The 18,425-nt window shown below is 33.8% G+C and carries 18 protein-coding genes and 1 tRNA gene; 4 read left to right on the forward strand and 15 right to left on the reverse strand.

Annotation, left to right across the window (positions count from 1 at the left end; all coding sequences use genetic code 11):
• Positions 1 to 3: 3 nt before the first annotated feature.
• The 7 genes from MKX45_RS09855 to MKX45_RS09885 all read right to left on the reverse strand — a co-directional run bounded on the left by MKX45_RS09855 (position 4) and on the right by MKX45_RS09885 (position 8,418).
• Entirely contained in the window at positions 4 to 930 is a 927-nt protein-coding gene (locus tag MKX45_RS09855) for a peptidyl-prolyl cis-trans isomerase (protein ID WP_340817129.1), read from the reverse strand.
• A 153-nt stretch (positions 931 to 1,083) separates the two neighbouring features.
• A complete protein-coding gene (locus tag MKX45_RS09860) occupies positions 1,084 to 1,767 on the reverse strand; it encodes an O-methyltransferase (RefSeq protein WP_057720148.1) in 684 nt (227 codons plus the stop codon).
• A gap of 2 nt (positions 1,768 to 1,769) precedes the next feature.
• Positions 1,770 to 3,575, reverse strand: a complete 1,806-nt coding sequence (gene pepF, locus MKX45_RS09865) for an oligoendopeptidase F (RefSeq protein ID WP_340817130.1) — start codon at positions 3,573 to 3,575, stop codon at positions 1,770 to 1,772.
• 62 nt (positions 3,576 to 3,637) lie between these two features.
• Positions 3,638 to 4,627, reverse strand: coding sequence for a competence protein CoiA (locus MKX45_RS09870; RefSeq protein ID WP_015426906.1), 990 nt, complete (start codon positions 4,625 to 4,627; stop codon positions 3,638 to 3,640).
• 73 nt (positions 4,628 to 4,700) lie between these two features.
• Positions 4,701 to 5,786, reverse strand: a complete 1,086-nt coding sequence (locus MKX45_RS09875) for a YdcF family protein (RefSeq protein WP_057720154.1) — start codon at positions 5,784 to 5,786, stop codon at positions 4,701 to 4,703.
• A 152-nt stretch (positions 5,787 to 5,938) separates the two neighbouring features.
• Positions 5,939 to 6,787 carry an alpha/beta hydrolase gene (locus MKX45_RS09880; protein WP_128267530.1) on the reverse strand — a complete coding sequence of 283 codons (849 nt, stop codon included), beginning with the start codon at positions 6,785 to 6,787 and terminating at the stop codon, positions 5,939 to 5,941.
• A gap of 209 nt (positions 6,788 to 6,996) precedes the next feature.
• Positions 6,997 to 8,418: an NCS2 family permease gene (locus MKX45_RS09885; protein ID WP_057720158.1), complete on the reverse strand. Its 1,422-nt coding sequence runs from the start codon at positions 8,416 to 8,418 to the stop codon at positions 6,997 to 6,999.
• A gap of 306 nt (positions 8,419 to 8,724) precedes the next feature.
• On the opposite strand from MKX45_RS09885, the gene MKX45_RS09890 reads away from it, so the two are divergent.
• The 4 genes from MKX45_RS09890 (at position 8,725) to MKX45_RS09905 (ending at position 12,680) form a co-directional block, all read left to right on the forward strand.
• Positions 8,725 to 9,561, forward strand: a complete 837-nt coding sequence (locus MKX45_RS09890; RefSeq protein WP_003130402.1) for a Cof-type HAD-IIB family hydrolase — start codon at positions 8,725 to 8,727, stop codon at positions 9,559 to 9,561.
• A gap of 180 nt (positions 9,562 to 9,741) precedes the next feature.
• Entirely contained in the window at positions 9,742 to 10,512 is a 771-nt protein-coding gene (locus tag MKX45_RS09895; protein ID WP_023188577.1) for a (Fe-S)-binding protein, read from the forward strand.
• 9 nt (positions 10,513 to 10,521) lie between these two features.
• Positions 10,522 to 11,994 (forward strand): LutB/LldF family L-lactate oxidation iron-sulfur protein, encoded by a 1,473-nt coding sequence (locus MKX45_RS09900; protein ID WP_015426910.1) that lies wholly within the window; start codon positions 10,522 to 10,524, stop codon positions 11,992 to 11,994.
• Between the two features lie 2 nt (positions 11,995 to 11,996).
• A complete protein-coding gene (locus tag MKX45_RS09905; RefSeq protein WP_003130398.1) occupies positions 11,997 to 12,680 on the forward strand; it encodes a LutC/YkgG family protein in 684 nt (227 codons plus the stop codon).
• A gap of 73 nt (positions 12,681 to 12,753) precedes the next feature.
• Here the strand turns inward: MKX45_RS09905 and MKX45_RS09910 are convergent, their stop codons facing one another.
• The 8 genes from MKX45_RS09910 to MKX45_RS09945 form a co-directional block, all read right to left on the reverse strand.
• Positions 12,754 to 13,467 carry a Bax inhibitor-1/YccA family protein gene (locus tag MKX45_RS09910; RefSeq protein ID WP_015426911.1) on the reverse strand — a complete coding sequence of 238 codons (714 nt, stop codon included), beginning with the start codon at positions 13,465 to 13,467 and terminating at the stop codon, positions 12,754 to 12,756.
• Positions 13,468 to 13,756: 289 nt separating this feature from the next.
• A tRNA-Leu gene (locus MKX45_RS09915) sits at positions 13,757 to 13,840 on the reverse strand.
• 208 nt (positions 13,841 to 14,048) lie between these two features.
• Positions 14,049 to 14,702, reverse strand: coding sequence for a hypothetical protein (locus MKX45_RS09920; protein WP_340817131.1), 654 nt, complete (start codon positions 14,700 to 14,702; stop codon positions 14,049 to 14,051).
• A 751-nt stretch (positions 14,703 to 15,453) separates the two neighbouring features.
• Positions 15,454 to 15,597 (reverse strand): hypothetical protein, encoded by a 144-nt coding sequence (locus MKX45_RS09925; protein WP_167593515.1) that lies wholly within the window; start codon positions 15,595 to 15,597, stop codon positions 15,454 to 15,456.
• A gap of 73 nt (positions 15,598 to 15,670) precedes the next feature.
• Entirely contained in the window at positions 15,671 to 16,054 is a 384-nt protein-coding gene (locus MKX45_RS09930; RefSeq protein ID WP_029344147.1) for an MAG6450 family protein, read from the reverse strand.
• A complete protein-coding gene (locus MKX45_RS09935) occupies positions 16,054 to 16,506 on the reverse strand; it encodes a Panacea domain-containing protein (protein WP_230579356.1) in 453 nt (150 codons plus the stop codon). Before MKX45_RS09935 ends, MKX45_RS09930 begins: the two co-directional genes overlap by 1 nt.
• A gap of 198 nt (positions 16,507 to 16,704) precedes the next feature.
• Positions 16,705 to 16,884, reverse strand: a complete 180-nt coding sequence (locus MKX45_RS09940; RefSeq protein ID WP_340817132.1) for a hypothetical protein — start codon at positions 16,882 to 16,884, stop codon at positions 16,705 to 16,707.
• A 225-nt stretch (positions 16,885 to 17,109) separates the two neighbouring features.
• Positions 17,110 to 18,354, reverse strand: a complete 1,245-nt coding sequence (locus MKX45_RS09945) for a hypothetical protein (protein ID WP_340817133.1) — start codon at positions 18,352 to 18,354, stop codon at positions 17,110 to 17,112.
• Positions 18,355 to 18,425: the final 71 nt, after the last annotated feature.

Below are 18,425 nucleotides of genomic sequence, written 5' to 3' on the forward strand. Positions count from 1 at the left end.
AAATTATTTAGATGATGAAGAACTTGATGTTTGTGTAAATTGTGAGAAGAGTGATGCAAATGCGGATTCTTTCACAGTTACGTTATTCTTTTTGAGGTATTTAGCAATAACTCCACTTACAAATGTTGTATCTTGTTCTTTTTCAGTTTTAATGACATTTTGAAGTTCTTTTTTGTACTTGTTCATGTCAGTTCCTTTTTCAGATGTTTTTACCATTTCGACAATATAGTAAGAAGTAGCACCTGTTGATGAACTTGTAGATTCAATGACATCTGAAAACTCGCCATTTTTCAATTTGAAAGCAGCTGTTTGAACTTCTGTTGGAACACTTGTTGAAGTTGAATTAAATGTTACTTTGCTTTCAGCATTTGTTTTTTCAAAGCTTGCTTTACCAGCATCATCTTTTTTAGCGGCATCCAACGCTTTTGTTGCTGCATCTTTTGATGTTTCAGAAACAACATAAGCTGTTACATCTGGATGGTAAGATTCCCAAGCTTTTTTAAGGTTAGCATCTGTATATTGAGTTTCTTTGATTTCATGGTCAATCGCTGCTTGTTCAAGCATTTGTGTACGCATGTATGGTGTGAAACTTGCTTCAGTCAAGCCTTGTTGTTGCAAAGCAGATGAAAATTGGCTACCATATTGGTCTTTAATTGACTTAACTTTTTTGCTGACATCTTTATCAGTTACTTCTTTTCCAAAGTCTTTAGTAAAAATTTTGTCAAAAGTTAAATTTTGAAGTAATGTATTTGTCGGTTGTGATGGAAATTGTTTGGCTTCCTTGTATAAATCAGAAACGCGAATGGTATCACCTTTCATTGTGATGATATCCTTGCTTGCTGAATCGCTACTTGAGCAACCAGATAAGGTTACCAATGCGGCTCCGGCAAAGACAGTAGTCATAACTAATCCGAGTTTTTTGAGTTTCAAGATATTCTCCTTCGCATGATTCGATGTTTGTAGTTAATATGTCCTAAAACATCCTTTTATTTTTAACTTGTTGCAATTATATCATAAAAAATTAAATAAAGCTTTAAATACACCAAAAAATGAATCAGCGAATTGACAACCTAAAAGTTTAATTTATGCTTTTTTTATCATCAACAAGCCATCTCCAAGCGGGAGAATACTTGTTAAATATTTCGGATTATCTAAGACCTCATCAAAAAGCTTGCGTAAGCCACGCTCTAGCGCCCGCTGATTTCTTTTGATTTCCATAATTGGGGTCAATATTTCTCCACCTTGAAAAATATCATCCATTAAAATCACTCCATTTTCAGATAGTAAATCTAGAGCAGTTGGTAGGAATTCGATATATTTTGATTTAGCTGAGTCCATAAAGATTACATCAAATGAGCCCGATAACTCTTTCAAAATATCTGCAGCATCGCCCTCTTTAAGAATAATTTGGTTTCGATGGTCATACTTGTCCAGATTTTTTTTGGCTAACTCAATCATTTCAGGATTACGGTCAATTGTTACAATCTCCGCATTTGGAACCTCTTGAGCCATCACGAGAGCCGAAAAACCAATTGCTGTTCCGATTTCGAGAATTCTTTTTGGCTGCAACAAACTCAACAACATTTGAAAATAAATAACTGTCTCATGTGGGATAACTGGAATATTATTTTCTTTAGCAAATTTCAGTACTTCTGCAAGTTCTCCGGTTATTTGTGTTTGACTTGAACGCATCCATTCTACTAATTCTGCTTTGACAACTGGTCGATTCATCATGGGGTTACTTGTACGTTTATATGTTTCAACCATTTTTAAAGATGAACTCCTTTTTCAACTAATTTTTCTAATTCACTCAATCGATTTTCAAAAAGCTCAAAGGCGGCATCTAAATAATCGGTAGATTCCATATCAACTCCAGCTTTGGCAATTACTTCTAAAGGATAAGCTGAGGAACCTGCCTTCAAATATTCAAGATATTTTTGACGATCCTCATCTGAACCATGAACAACTTTTTCAGCTAAGAAAGTTGCCGCAGCAAAACCTGTTGCGTATTGAAAAACATAGAAATTATAATAAAAATGTGGAATTCTAGCCCATTCATATTGAATTTCTGGATTTTCTTTGGCTGCTAAATTATAGTATTTTTCATTTATTTCGCCATAAAGTGAGTTTAAGTATTCACTTGTTAAAACTTCGCCGGCAGCATCTGCTTCATGAATTTTTTGTTCAAATTCGGCAAATTGACTCTGACGGAAAACAGTTCCACGGAAACTATCAAGCCAGTGGTTCAAAAGGGCGAAGCGCTCTTTATCATCTTTACTTTCCTTTAATAAAGTTTCAGTTAAAATATTTTCATTTGTAGTTGAGGCAATTTCAGCTAAAAAGATTGGATAATCCCCATAAACATATGGTTGGTTTTCACGCGTGAAAGCACTATGCATTGAGTGCCCCATTTCATGAACTAAAGTAAAAAGATCATCTAACGTTTCTTGCCAATTGAGAAGCATAAAAGCATTGGTATCATAAGATCCACCTGAATAAGCACCCGAACGTTTTCCGATATTTTCTTCGACATCAATCCATCTTTGTTCAAAAGCTGCTTTAACTTTTCCTTTATATTCTTTACCAAATATCGCTAAAACTTCTTCTGCTTTTTTCACTCCATCTTCATAGTTAAATTTATAATCTAAATTAGATAATGGAGTATAGATATCATACATCTTTAAATCAGTAATTCCTAAAATTTTCTTGCGTAGTTCAATATAACGATGTAAAAGTGGCAAATGTTGATGAATGGCCTCCATCAAAACATCGTAAACTTTTTCTGGAACAAAATTATTAGCCAGAGCAGCTTGACGGGCTGAATCATAAGAGCGGATTTGGGCATTAAGATTATGGACTTTTACATTAGTCTGTAAGGTCTTTGCATAAGTATGCTGATATTGTTCATAATTACTATAAAGTGCTTTGTAGGCTGCTTTTCGTACTTCTCTATTCTTACTTTCCATTAAGGAAGAGTAATTTCCATGTGTGAGTTGGACCATCTCATCAGATTCATTTTTGACCATAGGTAACTTAATATCTGCATTATCAAAAATTTCAAAAGTTTCTGAAGGACTTTCAAAAATTTCACCAGCCGCAGCCAATAACTTTTCCTCTTTTTGACTAAGAATATGAGCTTTTTTAGCAAAAAGTCGCTCAAACATATGGTCATAGTTTTTTAATTTTTTAAGTTCCCCCAACCATTTGTTATAGACTTCTTTTGAAATTTTCAAAAACTCAGGTTCATAGAAGGCATAGACCTCTCCGAATTTCACATAGAGGGCTGTTGCTTTTGACTGATACTCCTGATACTTAGCCTCTCTGGTATCTTGGTCATTTTTCATTGAAGCATAAACATATAGTTTTTCAACTTGTTGAGAAATGGATAGCATTTTTTCGGTAATTATCAGAAGACTTTCAGCTGAATCAAGTAAATGACCAGGATCCGTCTCTTCAACGAGTGAAAGTTCGCTTTTTATTCTAGTTAGCTCTGCTTCCCATTCTTTATCTGTTTTATAAATTGTTGTCAAATCCCAAGTTAATTTTTCAGGAATTTCATTTCTGTTCTTAGCCATGAAGATCACTCCTTTTTACTCAAAATAATTTTTATTCACATTAAAAACTTATTAGCAGAATTTCATTTATTCATATCCTTCTTCTGCTTTTTCATTATAGCATAGAAACGGGGAGGATAGACTGCCTTAAAGCTATTTTGCTGAAAATTTATTAAAAAGTTTTCATAATAGAGGTTAATATTCTGCTTAATTTGAGTAAATTTATGTAAAGGAATTTTATCATCAAAAACTTCAAGTAAGTTCAATCCCAAAGGCGCAATAAAAGAACGTTCAAAAGTCAAATTCAACAAATTTTCACCTCTCTGGTAATATTTTTCCTGAAGTTTCAACCATTTTGGTGAACAATAATAAAGTTGCCGACGAATAAATTCCGCTAGTTTAAGATCAACAATAAGTGGTATTGTCAGTAACTTTTGTGATAAAAAAGGCAGTCGTAATTGCTCAATAAGTCGTCCTTCCCCAAAAGGAATTTCTTCTTGTAAATAAATAATTTTTCCACGCAAATCTTCATGAATCAGGGATTTTAATCTCATCTTCTGAGCTTTGAAATCTAACTCCCAATAATAGAAACCTCTATTTTCTGAAAAATAGACTAGATTTTTTTGAAGTTCTGTTATTTGGTCTTTTAACCATAAATCTTGCCCCATAAGCCAAAGCACCGTAAAACCGTGGACTTGATAATTCTCTGTCCTTTCTTTTAAACGTTTCATAGAAAGATGAGAACATTGAATTTCAATAGCTATTTTATCATTTACCAATAAATCTGGCCTCTGCTTAAATTCAGGAATATAAGCTTCAATTTCCACCTTATCAGTTTTTTTAAACCATTGATAGAGTGCTTTTTTTAATCCTAAATGTTGTTCAGATTCGTTTTCAAGCCATAAGTCGCAAGCTTTGAGAGATTTATGAGCAAAGTGAGGCATCTTTATTTCACCATTTTTTATAAATAACTCTGATTTACAAGAAGGACAAAAATATTTTCCTGTCAGTTCTTTTACTTCTATTTCTAATAAGTTTACTACTTGTCCATTTTCATCAATTGCTGTCAACATATCTTACTATACGAAAAAAGTATTTATTTGTAACCAAAAAAGTTACTGACAGAAAGTTGTCAGTAACTTTTTATTATCTTTGATTCCAAAAATAGCCAATTTGTGAAACAATAGCAATACTCAAAAAGATAGCCACAATGATTCCTACTCGTATCATATGTTTTTTCTTTTCATAATTTAAAACAGCAATAAATTCACGAATAAAAGCTGGAACACGATAATACATAGCTGTCTTTCCACCCTTCCCACCTTGAGCTTCAAGTTTTAACATTGCTGCAAAAAGAGCTGCTCGAAAAACATGGTAATCAGAAGTGAAGAAAATAAATTTTTCCTTAATCAATTGAGAAGAAAAAACTAAATTTTCATATGTTGTTCTTGATTGATCTTCAAGCATTGTCCGCTCAATCGGAAAACCAAGAACTTCAACCGCATACCGTTGCATAGCTCTAGCTTCAGAAACTTTCTCATCAGGACCTTGTCCACCTGAAAAAACTAAAATTGTTTCATTATCGCGGACAGCTTTGACCGCTGCCAAAATTCGATTTCCTAACAATTTACCCACATGTTCTCCCTGAATTAACCCTGCGCCTAGGACAACATAGTAATTTGCTCTTTGTTTTCGAACACGCCGACCATAGACCCAACTTGATAAAAAGAAAATTCCAAATTGCCAAGCAAGATAAATTGAAAGAACGGGATAAACCATTCCTAATATTTTTAACCAAATCCAACTATCCGGTAATCTCCCCATTGAAAGATGAATCCAGTCAACTACTAAAAAGGTCAACACAACAATAGGCAATAAAAGATTCCCTATCGATTTTGATTCTCTGCGCCACATCTTTATTGTTAACACAACGATACTTATAGGTACAATAATACCGATTATCATTGGTATGATTAAGAACATCACAACTGCTTCAGCAATGAGTAATAATAAAAGTACATTTTGATGCAATTCGGTTAATACTAATCCTGAACCAATAATTCCATTAATAGTCACCCACAAAAAAAGTAAAGCAAAAAAAGATAAACGCCCTAATCGTAAAGTTCTTAAATCTTTCAGTTTTCTGATTTTCCACCAAAAAATCAAGGTCAATCCTGCAAAAAATATTGTTAGAACTGTTCCAAAAATAAATATTCCATTTTCCAAATCCATAATTTTATTATACCGTTACTTAAAGCCAACTGTCAATACATCAGGCTCTATGCTTTAAATAAACTATTTGCTGACTACCTGACATTTTATAGTAAATATATTATAAAAAAATTGTCCCCAAATAGGGACAATTTAGCATTTTTAAATCAGGCTTATTCATAAAAGAAGGTTTTGACATAGCCTATTGCCTTTTGATTATCTGGCATTGCAGTATGGTTAGTGTTCGGTCCTTCAATTAGATAATGAGTAGCAGAATTTCCATTTTTTATCAATAAAGGATAAATTGAGAAGCCGTCAGCCCAAGGAACTGTACCGTCAGTTTCTTTCTTAGTATCATAAGCTCCTTCTAGTAGAACAACTTGGATATTTTTATCCACACGTTCATAATTTTGTAACCAAAAATCATAGTATTTTGTTTTTATTTTTGGTCCATCAGCAAGAACTTGTGCCAGCGTTTGGTCAGGTTGTGTTGTACAAGCATTGTACTGACCATCAAGAGAAACAAATTTTTTAATTGGCGGAAGGCTCCGGTCATAACCATGGTCAATTAAATAATGGTAAACACCACCGCCACCAGCTGAGTAACCCAAAACATTGGCATAAGCAACATTATACTGCTTACCCAGATAAGACATGATAGCCATTAATGATTTTTCATATTTATTGGAATTATTAGTTCCTTTGACCATTCCGACCTCAATTGTCGGATAGGAATTACGTTTGTCAATTGTTCCAGTCACTTTAAGCGAATAATTATGCTCTGTATCAACGACAATTGTCAGCCCTTTTTTAGCACGGGTGTCTTTGTCTGCAGTAACGCTATTAATCATTGTATCCATCGTTGACGCATAACCACTTGAGCCAGTAATATAAATCGTCGGATAAATAGGACGGTCTTTTGCTGCTACAAGGGGGTGTGGTGGAAGAATAGAATGGCCTATGAATATACCGATAACAAAGACTGCAAAAAAACTCACGATAAGAGAAATAATTTTTTTCATGATTAGATTTTAACACAATTTATTAAATATTCGTAATTTATTACTTTTATTTTGAATATCCTATTTGTCTTTTCTTTCCATTTCAATTTTATCAGATTCCAATAACTAGTAAGTTTGTTTTATTTGAAAGAATGATTATACTTCTAGCATTATAATCCAGAAATTCTAAAAAGAAAACTCATCAAAAATTTTTGATGAGTTTTCAATGTTTATAGCACTGCCAAAACAGCGAAGTTAATCAAGAATAAAAGTGCAACAACCCAAATGACAGGTTTTACTTCTTTCACTTTTCCTGTGAACAGTTTGACCAGAATGTAAGTGATGAAACCAGCTGCAATCCCATAAGAGATTGAGTAAGCAAGTCCCATAAATACTGAGGCAAAGAAAGCAGGAATTGCTTCAGTCAAATCACCCCATTTAATTTCTTTAAATGAACCAAGCATCATCATCCCAACAATAATCAAGATTGGCGCAGTTGCTTGTGTTGGAACAATTGCAAGAAGTGGCAAGAATAAACTTGAGATAGCAAACATAATTGCTGTTACAACAGATGCAAGACCAGTACGTCCTCCTGCACCAATTCCGGCAGCAGATTCCACATAAACAGTTGTATTTGATGTTCCGAAAATTGCTCCGATTGGAGTGGCAATCATGTCAGCAAACAAGGCTTTATCCATTTTAGAAGAGAAACCATGACTTGTTTCCATATCTTTCAAATCTTCATCTGTAAAGATTCCTGTTGCGCGACCTGTTCCGATAAAGGTACCAATTGGGTCAAAGATAGATGTCAATGAGAAAGCAAGGACTGTCATCAAAACTTCAATATAACGTGATGAGTCTGAGAATAAAGAGCCAAAACCTTTTGGACCAAAAGCAGCACCAAAGGTTGTTCTCATTTGATTGATAGCTGTTCCTAAGTTGTTTTCAGCAAATAAAGTATTCACATCAACTTTAACTACACCAGTCAAAAGGGCCAAGATAGTTGTTACTAAGATTGAAAGTAAAATTCCTGCACGCCATTTACGAATAACAAAGAACATTGTCACTACAATCCCAACAAGTGCGACTAATACACCTGGGTTATTAAAAGTTACAAGTTCTGGAACAATTGATGAATTTGCTGTAATAGTTCCATGGTTGTTCACATAAGTTCCTGGGTCAGCGATAAAACGCAAAATTCCTGCATTTTTAATCCCAATATAAGCAATGAAAATACCGATACCACCACCAATTGCGTGTTGTAAACTTTCAGGAATTCCAAGAATGATTGCTTTACGAATGGAAGTAAAAGTAATAATAATATTGATAATCCCACAAATGAAGACCATTGCCAAAGCTTCTTGCCAAGTATAACCAAGCGATAATACAACAGTGTAAGCAAAGAATGCATTTAGGCCCATTCCAGGTGCCAAAGCGTAGGGAACATTAGCGATTAAGGCAATTGCAAGTGTCCCAACAATAGAGGCCAAAATAGTTGCTAAGAAAACTGCTTGGACAGGCATTCCTGTTGTACCCAAAACTTGTGGGTTAACAAAGAGGATATAACTCATAGCAAAGAATGTAGTCAAACCAGCCATTATTTCACGGCCAACTGTTGTGCCGTTTTCTTCAAGTTTAAAGAACTTGTTCACGAATAATTTCTCCTTTTAGGGTCTGTGATTAAAATTTCAACCCTTTGATAAAAAGTTGTCTTTGCTTTTTAAGCAAACACGTCATAAAATAAAAAACATTATATTATTATTCTAATCAGTTTTAGTTAAGGAAACAAGAAATTTAGCATAAAAACTACTCTAAATCCATTAATTGTTCGGTAATGACGAACAAGTTTTTCAAAAAGTAATTTCTTGTTCGTAGAACATGGTAGAGTTCCGCTCCTGCTTCTAACTATGATATAATGAATGAATTGACAAATAAATTTTAGAATAAGGGGAGTTTGAATGGAGAACTACAAAGAACGTAAACTGATTGCAATTGATTTAGATGGTACTACTTTGCAGTCTGATGGACGTTCAATCAGCCGTTATACCAAATATATTTTTAAACAGGTAGAATCACTCGGACATATTATCTGTATCACAACCGGACGCCCTTTTAGAATGTCTTTAGATGTCTATCGTGAGCTTGAGTTGACAAGTCCAGTCATTAATTTTAATGGGGCTTTGATTTCAATGCCTAATGATAAAAACTGGGAACATACAAAATCTTATTATATTGATCGTTCCTTCATTTTTGACCTTTTGAGGCACCAACAAAACTTTAATCTCCATTTCTTTGCCGTTGAATATCGTCGAAAATTCTTTCTAAACACTTTCCGTAATGTCGAGCCCAAGCTCTTTGGTGTAGAAAAATTTCAACCCTATAATCGACTTCGTGCAGACCGAGTTACTGAAAATCCTCATGCAGTACTCCTTTCCACTCGCCAAAAAGATAAATTAGCATTGGCAGAGGAAATGAAACGTCATTATAATGGCAAGATAGATGTCGGCGTTTGGGGTGGACCGAACGGCATATTAGAAGTTGTTCCTAAAGGAATTTCCAAAGCCTCTGGACTTAATCATCTGCTTAAAGTTCTTGATATTCCTTTAGAGAATCTTATTGCTTTTGGAGATGAACATAATGATATTGAGATGTTTAAATTAGCTCCCAATGCTTATGCTATGAAAAATGCCTCTGCTAGACTCACACCTTACGCCAGTGAAATTCTTCCTTGGACAAATGATGAGGATGGTGTAGCTAGACAGCTTGAAAAACTTTTTTTAACCCCGAATAAATAAATACCAATCGATGATTGGTATTTTTATTTTTACAAAATAATTTTTAAACGACAGTCTGTCAAATTCTTTTGACAGCTCCTTTTTTTGAAAATGTAAATAAATCGGCTTATAATGAAAGAGCATACATCTCTAGGAGATGTCTAGTTTTTAACAAAGATTTCAAAATACTAAGGAGTGCTTATGAAAGTTTCAATATTCTCCACTTGTGTGATGGACCTGATGTTTCCACAAGTTGGAATTGCCATGGTTGAAGTCCTTGAACGTTTGGGGATTGAAACAGATTTGCCAGAAGAACAAATTTGTTGTGGACAACCTACTTATAATTCAGGGTTAGTTAAAGAATCCATGCCAACAATCAAAAATCAGATTGATGCTTTTGAATCTTCTGATTATGTCGTTGGGATTGCTGGTTCTTGCTCAGGGATGTTTACAGAATATCCCCATATGTTCGATGAAGGTGACCCTTATAAGCAAAAAGCAATTGATTTAGCGAATAAATCCTATGAATTCACCCAATTTCTTTATCGGGTTTTAGGTCTTGAAGATCTTGGTGCCACATTTAATGGCGAAAAAGCAACTTATCATCGTTCTTGCCACATGACTAGAATTTTGGGTGAACGAGAAGCTCCATTCATTTTATTGGATAAAGTCAAAGGGCTTGAAGTTCTTCCTCTTCCTCATTTGGAAAATTGTTGTGGCTTTGGCGGAACTTTTTCAGTTAAATCTCCTGAGATTTCAGAGATGATGGTCACTGAAAAAACAAACGATATTCTATCAACTGGTGCTGAAATCTTAATTTCTGCTGACTTAGGCTGCTTGATGAATATTGGTGGAAAATTGAATCGCGAAGGTAAAAAAATAAGAGTGATGCATATTGCTGAAATTTTAAACACGAATGTCGATTTAGAAAGAATAGATGCTGTGAAAAACCCAGCATTTATCAAAGCATAGGGGGAGAAAATGGGACTTTCTACAAGTACAAAAACTTTCGCTGAACGTTTAGAAGAGAGTAAAAAAGACCAGTTTGCTAAAGCTGCGGTAGCCAAAGCGCAGGATGCTCAATGGGAGAAAAGAGAATCTGCGCGTGATGAGCTTGGAAATTGGCAAGAATGGCGTGATATTGCTGAATCCATTCGCCAACATACTTTAAAATATTTACCCCATTATCTGACAGAGTTTTCAGATAATGTTGCGGCTCGTGGCGGTCATGTCTTCTTTGCGGCTGATGCTAAAGAAGCCAATGATTATGTTAAACGGATTGTTCTTGAAAAAAACGCGAAAAAGATTGTCAAATCAAAATCAATGGTGACCACGGAAGTTGACATTGACCCAATGCTCGTTTCGCTTTCTGATGATATGGATATTTTGGAAACAGACTTGGCTGAATTTATTTTGCAAGTTGCTGATTGGGATGAGCCTTCACATATTGTTTTTCCAGCTTTACACAAAAATCGTGATCAAATTCGTGAAATATTTGCTAAAAAATTAGGCTATGAAGGTGATAATGATCCAGTTAATTTGGCTCGCTGTGCTAGGGATACCATGCGTAAGCTTTTCTTAAAATCTGAAGTCGGAATTACCGGTTGTAACTTTGCCATTGCCAACACTGGTGACATTAATTTATCTACCAATGAAGGAAATGCTGATTTAACAATTTCAATTCCTAAGACACAAATTGTTCTGATGGGAATGGAACGAATTGTTCCATCAATCAAAGAAGCTGAAATTTTAGATAATATGCTCGCTCGTTCGGCCGTTGGTCAAAAACTGACAACTTATGTCACTTTTGCCGGTCAGCAGGCCGACGACGAATCCGATGGTCCTGAGGATTTTCATGTTGTCATTGTTGATAATGGACGCTCAAATGCGATTGGAACTGCTTTTGAAGCTGTTTTACAATGTATTCGTTGTGGTGCTTGTCTGAATGTTTGCCCAGTTTATCGTCAAATTGGTGGGCATGCTTATGGTTCGATTTATCCTGGACCAATCGGTTCAGTTCTCTCTCCCGTTTTAGGAGGTTATGAACAATATGGTGATTTACCTTATGCTTCAACCTTATGTGGTGCATGTACTGAAACTTGTCCGGTAAAAATTCCTTTGCATGAACTTTTAATTGAACATCGCAAAGTGATGGAAGATGATCTTTCAATGCATCATGATGGCTCTTTTGTCAATTTTGAAATGAATACGATTGGGAAAGGAACAAGTAGCCCAGCACTATTTGGGATGGCAATAAATATGGCTCACACTGGTCTTAATATGTTACCCAAAGCTAAGGAAGTCAGCGTTGAGGGTTCTTTATTTAACTATGGCGCCGTTAGAAAAGCTCCTGCTCTAGCTAAAGGTTGGACAGATGTCCGAGATTTACCAATTGCTCCGCCACATAAAGAACAATTTCGTCAGTGGTATAAAAAACATAAGGCAGGTAAATAAACATGACAGGAACTATTGAAAATCGAAGTAAATTTTTAGAAACTTTATTTGAAAAACGTGGGGGTGTAGAACTTCCTTTTGAACCTTATGTTCCAATTTCAGATTTGCCTGAGACACATTTGGCTCATTTAACTACTGAGGAATTATTGGATATTGCCAAGGAGCAAGCCAGTCGAGTTTCTGCTAATTTAATCGAAACCTCTTCTTTTGAAATGAATGAAGTGATTCGCCAATTAATTGAAAAATCTGGTGGTGGACAAGTCATGATTCCTTCAACAGATGAATTTGAAAAATTAGGAGTGAATGTTATTTCAGACCAATTGGTGAAGTGGAAAATTGGTAAAGAAAATCGTGATGAAAATATTAATGCCGCTCAAAATTCTAATGTCGTCGTGGCTGTTCCTAAATTTTTCCTCGCTGAATCAGCAACGATTGTAGTCGAATCAGAAGCCGGCCAAGGTCGTTCTCTACACTTCTTACCCACTCATTATATTTCTGTAATTCCACTAAGTCGTATGGTTCCTCGTTCTACCCAAGCTGCGGCTTGGTTTGATGAACATAAGAAGCCTGGGTCAACCCTTCATTTTATTTCTGGCCCCTCAAATTCTGGTGATATTGAAATGCAACTTGTGGTTGGACTTCATGGTCCTTTGGAAATTAATTATGTGATTGTCAAAGATTTATGAAAGGAAAAAACTCTGCTGACAGCAGAGTTTTTATTATTATTTTACTGACAGATGTGTTGTCAGTAATTTTCGCTTAATCGCGATTTCCACCTGCGATACCGAAAAGACGGAGCAGGAAGAGGAACATGTTGATGAAGTCAAGATAGAGTGAAAGTGCCATTGAAATTGCCCAACCATCACTTACTTGTCCATTGTTTGCATTATAAACCTGTGTAATTTTTTGATTATCCCAAGCGATTAGCCCTGCGAAAATCACAACACCTACTAGGCTAATAAGGATTGTAAGTCCTGAACTTGCAAAGAAGAGATTAAGAAGCATTGCAATAATCAAGCCCCAGACTGCAACACCAAATGCTTTACCCATTGCCGATAAATTACGTTTAGTAAATCGTCCATAAACAGATAAACCAAAGAACATTGCTGCTGCCGTAACAAAGGCTAAAGTAATATCAGTGGCGGTATACATCAAAAGAGTGAAGCTAATCAAGAATCCCATAAATGCCGCATAACCGATAAAAATCGGTAGTGCCATTTTTGAGTTTTTCATTGCTAACCCTTGAAGTGATACTACCATCACTAAAGGAATAATCCAGAGTACAAGGAAGAATAAACTTCCACTTTGGAGAATTGCTGTCATGTTATCTAAGAAAAATGTAATCATTATCCAAGAAACGAGTGCAGAAACTAATACTCCTGCTCCCATCAACGCATAAATTTTACTGAAAAATGCATTCAATCCATCGCTTCTTTGGTCAAAGATAACATCATTATCATTCATATTTTTCATTATATTTGGCCTCCCTTTTTAATTTAATTCTAAGACTATTTTACCAAAAATTGGGCTTTTTGTCATCAGTCTTAGGTCCTATTTTTTAATAATATATGGTTATTTACTCTGATTTAATACAATTAAATACCTTGATATCAACATTTCTATTAATCTAACTATATTCTACCAAATTTTGGAACGTAACATAAAACGTAACACTTAGAAAATGTTACGTTCGCTATAACTTGCACCGCCGTGCGTAAAATTGAAAACTATGACTAGGCACTTATTTAGTGCTTTTTTATTATGCTCAAAGAGGGACTTGAACCCTCACGGTTTAATAACCAACGGATTTTAAGTCCGCAGCGTCTGCCAATTCCGCCATTCGAGCTGATAATATATTATAACACGAAAAGTTGACGTTTTTAAAGAAAAAAGGTGAAATGGTTACATAGGGTATGCATGTTAACTTTTTACCTTTTTTTGATAAATATGTTAAGTTTTCAAAATAAAAAATGCCAGCAAATTGCTGACACCCATGTTTAATAGTTTCATTATATCATATGATAAATACTATAAAATATAAGTATAATTTTACGCTACAAAAGCTTCCCCTTCTCTGCCTCAGTTTTAACTTGAATATTTTTTGCTTCGTTTACTATCTTCTCCTTTACTTTCCCTGATCCTTCAAATAATGTAATCTTCCATTTTTCTATTTCTTCTTTTATTTGTTCTTCATTTTTTTCAGAGTTCTTCACATCAAACTCTTTCGTTTCATTATGCTTAGTATTAAAAAACACAAAAAGCTCCTTAAGATAATTATAAATGTCTTTAGAATAATACTTTGGTTCAGTTAAGATAGATATTAAATCCATTTTTCCTACTATTATTGCTTGAGTTTCTTTAAACTCTTTTCTAGCATCAATAACTTTATCATAATACGTTTTATAAGTATTATGATATATTTTTCCGTCACCCTCTGTATGTATATATTTTTCGTGATAATAGCTTTCAGAAAATATTTTTTCAGGTAAAGAGACAAGCACATTGACTTGGTCATTAGCCATGCTGTTAATCTCGCCTATAAGTTGTATTATAGTTTTATTTGAATCTATTATATTTTGTAATTCAAATGTATCTCTTTGATACTTTGCCTGTTTTTTTAAATCTATTCTTTGAAGCCATAACGCTAATATCGATACTAACACAGCACAACCCGTAAAAATAGTAGACCAATTCCAATTTTCCAACATAAATTATCCATTCATTTAATATTTCTAAAGATATTATATCATATGCGATATCTTAAAAATGGCTTAGTTAAAATAATTTATTAGATCGAATAAAAAAAGCCTGCGGTTTACTGACACCCATGTTTAAGATCCTCATTATATCATATAAAACAAAATAAAAAAGCCACTCCGAAGAATGGCTTGACTCTAGGAATAGGATGAAATCTCACAAACATCCCAAATACATTATAGCACAAAAAAGCGCCCCAGTTAGGAGAGGGACGCTTAGTAATGAATTTATGAAAAATTATATATTTTTGGGTAAATATAGTATATATCTACTTCCTTAACTAAAACATAAAGCCCTGTTTAAGGGCAGACGTCATCTTATATAGGTAAGATGAATTCATTATACTACTTTTTGTATTCGTTTTCAAATAAAAAACACCGTCACTTAGTCAAAACGATGTTCTCGGAGTTATTTATAACTTTAATTTAAAAGGTAGGATCATTATACAATTTACTGCTTTCCGTTGTAAAGAAAAACGCCCTCGCTTTGGAAAAGGGCGCTTTATCTCTCCCGAAACACTTAGTTATTTGTACTTGTATTTGGAATAGCATTTATGATAAGGATATTATACTAATTTATCTTAAGAAAAACAGTAACATTTATTAACAAAAAAAGACCCCCCAATTAAGGGGGATCAGTGTTAGAAGTTTAATTATAGCAAACTTCTTAACTTTAACAAAGAAAAATGTCCTAGAACCAGTATTATTTCTTTTTCCTGTAATCAAAAGCAAGCCCAAATAACAATCCGATACCAATACCCATAGCTAAGTTATGAAAAATAATCCCAAATGCCACCCCTAAGCACAAACCTGTTTCGATTCCTAATCCATTACTACCTTTTTTCATAAGCTGTTCCTCTCTTTACGAAAATTATATCATAATAATGTCGAAAGAAAAACGCCCCGGAGGGCGAGAATAATTATGTTTTATGGAATTTATGGCTTGGATCAATACGACAAATAACAAAATAGCCATCATCGTTATAATAGCCAAATACTCTAAATGGAGTATTACCTTGCCCAAAATGTACTATATCCCGCTTTTTCCCATTTACTAGTTCTTTAAAGCTTGGTTTACCTTTTGTTCTTAATAATTTACTCTCTGCATTTGTTATGGTTAGTTTTTTACCGACAGTTTCATCAATAAATTTATGAAATGCTCTAATAGCTTCAGGTTTTAAATCTTTAAATCCATAATTATTAAATAAGTTACCTGTTAAAGCAATCTTAAATTTTAATTGATTCTTATCTAATTTTGTCCCTGCGCTTTTAGGTGCAACATTATTAGCTAATATTACTGGCATTAGTCACCAGCATATATACTTTTATAAAAATTAGCCATATCTTCTTTAGATATTTTTTCTTTACAAAAATCCCCTTCGTCAGCTTGACCTCTGAATCGAGCATTTTTCCAAGGTGTTTCCACATGTGTTTGAGCTTCTAGAGCATTCGCTGACATTTCTCCATAAGTTAGCCAGACAGACTCTAATAAATCTAGATCTTTTTCATCACTTATATCGACAAATTTATTATTTTTAGGAATATCGTTCCACCCATAATCACGATATTTATCGTATAATTCTGGAGAAACAGGTCCGTGAGCCCATGCTTCAAACTCAGTATCTTGAACAATCGAACGATCTAACAATGCTCGGCTCCATGATTCTGCATAATATGCCAGTTTTTGGAGTTTTTTTGGTGTCATAGATTCTTTAGCTAAAAACCAGTCAGCTATCTCAAAAATAGAATATGCCATGATCATACCTCCTTAGATTTACTGAAATCAAAAAATGTTTATTTCAATTACACTTATACTGTACTTGAAAGTAAGTGAAATGTCAAGTTATTAGACAAACTTGTTTATTATACCATAAATTCTTATCAAAAAAACTGGAATTTATGAATTATAGCTTTTTTAATATATATGTAACAAAAAACACCCGCCGAAGCGGGGTTATACTTTAGTTTGTTTTTTAATAAAGTGTCTAATTAAAGTAGAAGCTTCAAATAGTGTAGATAATATAAAAGAAATTCCCCCTATCAAAAGAATTTGATTAGACTGCTCAAATTCGCCGAAAACTAAAACCTCAATACTTAGTATAATAACAACAAGCCAAGTTCCTTCAAATTTCATACTACTACCACCATTTTTTAGTTTTATTAAATAGTATATCATATTCTGAAAAATAAAAAAAGTAATGACCGAAGTCAGGGTTAATTTTATAGTTCATTCTTATTAAGTTACCATATCCAAAAAACCTCCAAGCAACAAAGAATACTTTATTTCGTCGCATTCTTCACATTACTTTTTTCTGAACTGAAAAACTTTATTAATCGAGAAAAAATTAGTTACTTTTTGTCATTCTATCATCATGTAGCTAATACCTTCTATATTTGTAATTTTCCAGCTACCATTTAATTTAAGTCGATTATTTACTTCTCCGTTAACTTCATATATTACTCTAAAATCTACATTTTTTTCTTTTAACATTCCTTTATATTCATAAGCTATTTTCACCGTTATCATAGTGACTGCTGCTGCACTATCATTAATTTTAACTACTTCATAATTAGTAATCGTTATATCTTTAAAATTTTCTCTAAGTATTCCAGCTTTTGATTTTCTTGAGGAACTCCCTAGAATAAAAGTTGGGTACATAGAGGTAGGTGTGCCATAATTTTTATTTTTTATACATTTTAAGAACTCAAAGACCTTTTCTTCTGGAGAATTACTTTCATAGGTAGATGGAATTACTTCAAAAACTCTCGGTTCCCATTCCTTTAGCAACTTTTCATTTTCTTTTTGTTCCCTAGTTGTGTTGACTATGCTTTTAAAAAATTCTCCGCATGTTTTTGTTTCCTTCTCTTCTTTTTTTCTCATCCTATCAGCTTCACTAGATTTCTCTCTTATCCAATCTGCTAAATATATTAATAATGCAAAAGATTTAATGGCAACGAATTTGTTATAGTAATTTATATCTCTTCCATGCAAAATACCATTTCTATATGGAAGAGATATAGAATCCGTACTAGTTTTTTTTCGATTTTTACTTAATAGCGAAACCAAAGACTTTAATCCGCTCCCATGACCAGAGATACTGTCCCAAACTTCTAAGTCAGTTTCTCTCGCAAATAGTCCCGTTGGTTCAATATCATTTATTATTCCATCAGCACTTAATAATGCTATCGGTATAGAAGAGTGGTATCGTCCAGAAAAATAATCTTCTATCGCAAGGTTTAATAGCTCCTGTCTATCATAAAAATGCTTTCTATAAGAATATTTCTCAAAATTTTTTAATTCACCTTCATAATACTCTATCAGAGTTTCTTCACCACGATCAATATCCCCAGCTTTTGCGGTACTAACACAGAATTTCAAAACATCTATGTTAAGTGATTCATGAGCAATCCATCCCCTATCATGATAGTACGTATTAAAGTCATCGTTTAATGTCAATAAATCAGCATATTCTTTTGTTATCTTATTGATGTCTATTCCAGAATCAATATTTAATAACTTTAAAATAGGATTCAAAACCTTTGTTGTTTTAATAATTTTTCCTAACTCATTTATAGAATCATTATCTTGAATTTTATTTCCCATAATTTCCTCTTCTACATGTGATTATTATCATTATATCACTAGAATATAAACAAAAAAAGCCCACTGCAATG

This window comes from Lactococcus sp. FSL W8-0209, assembly GCF_038006585.1.
Taxonomy (GTDB): Bacteria; Bacillota; Bacilli; order Lactobacillales; family Streptococcaceae; genus Lactococcus; species Lactococcus lactis.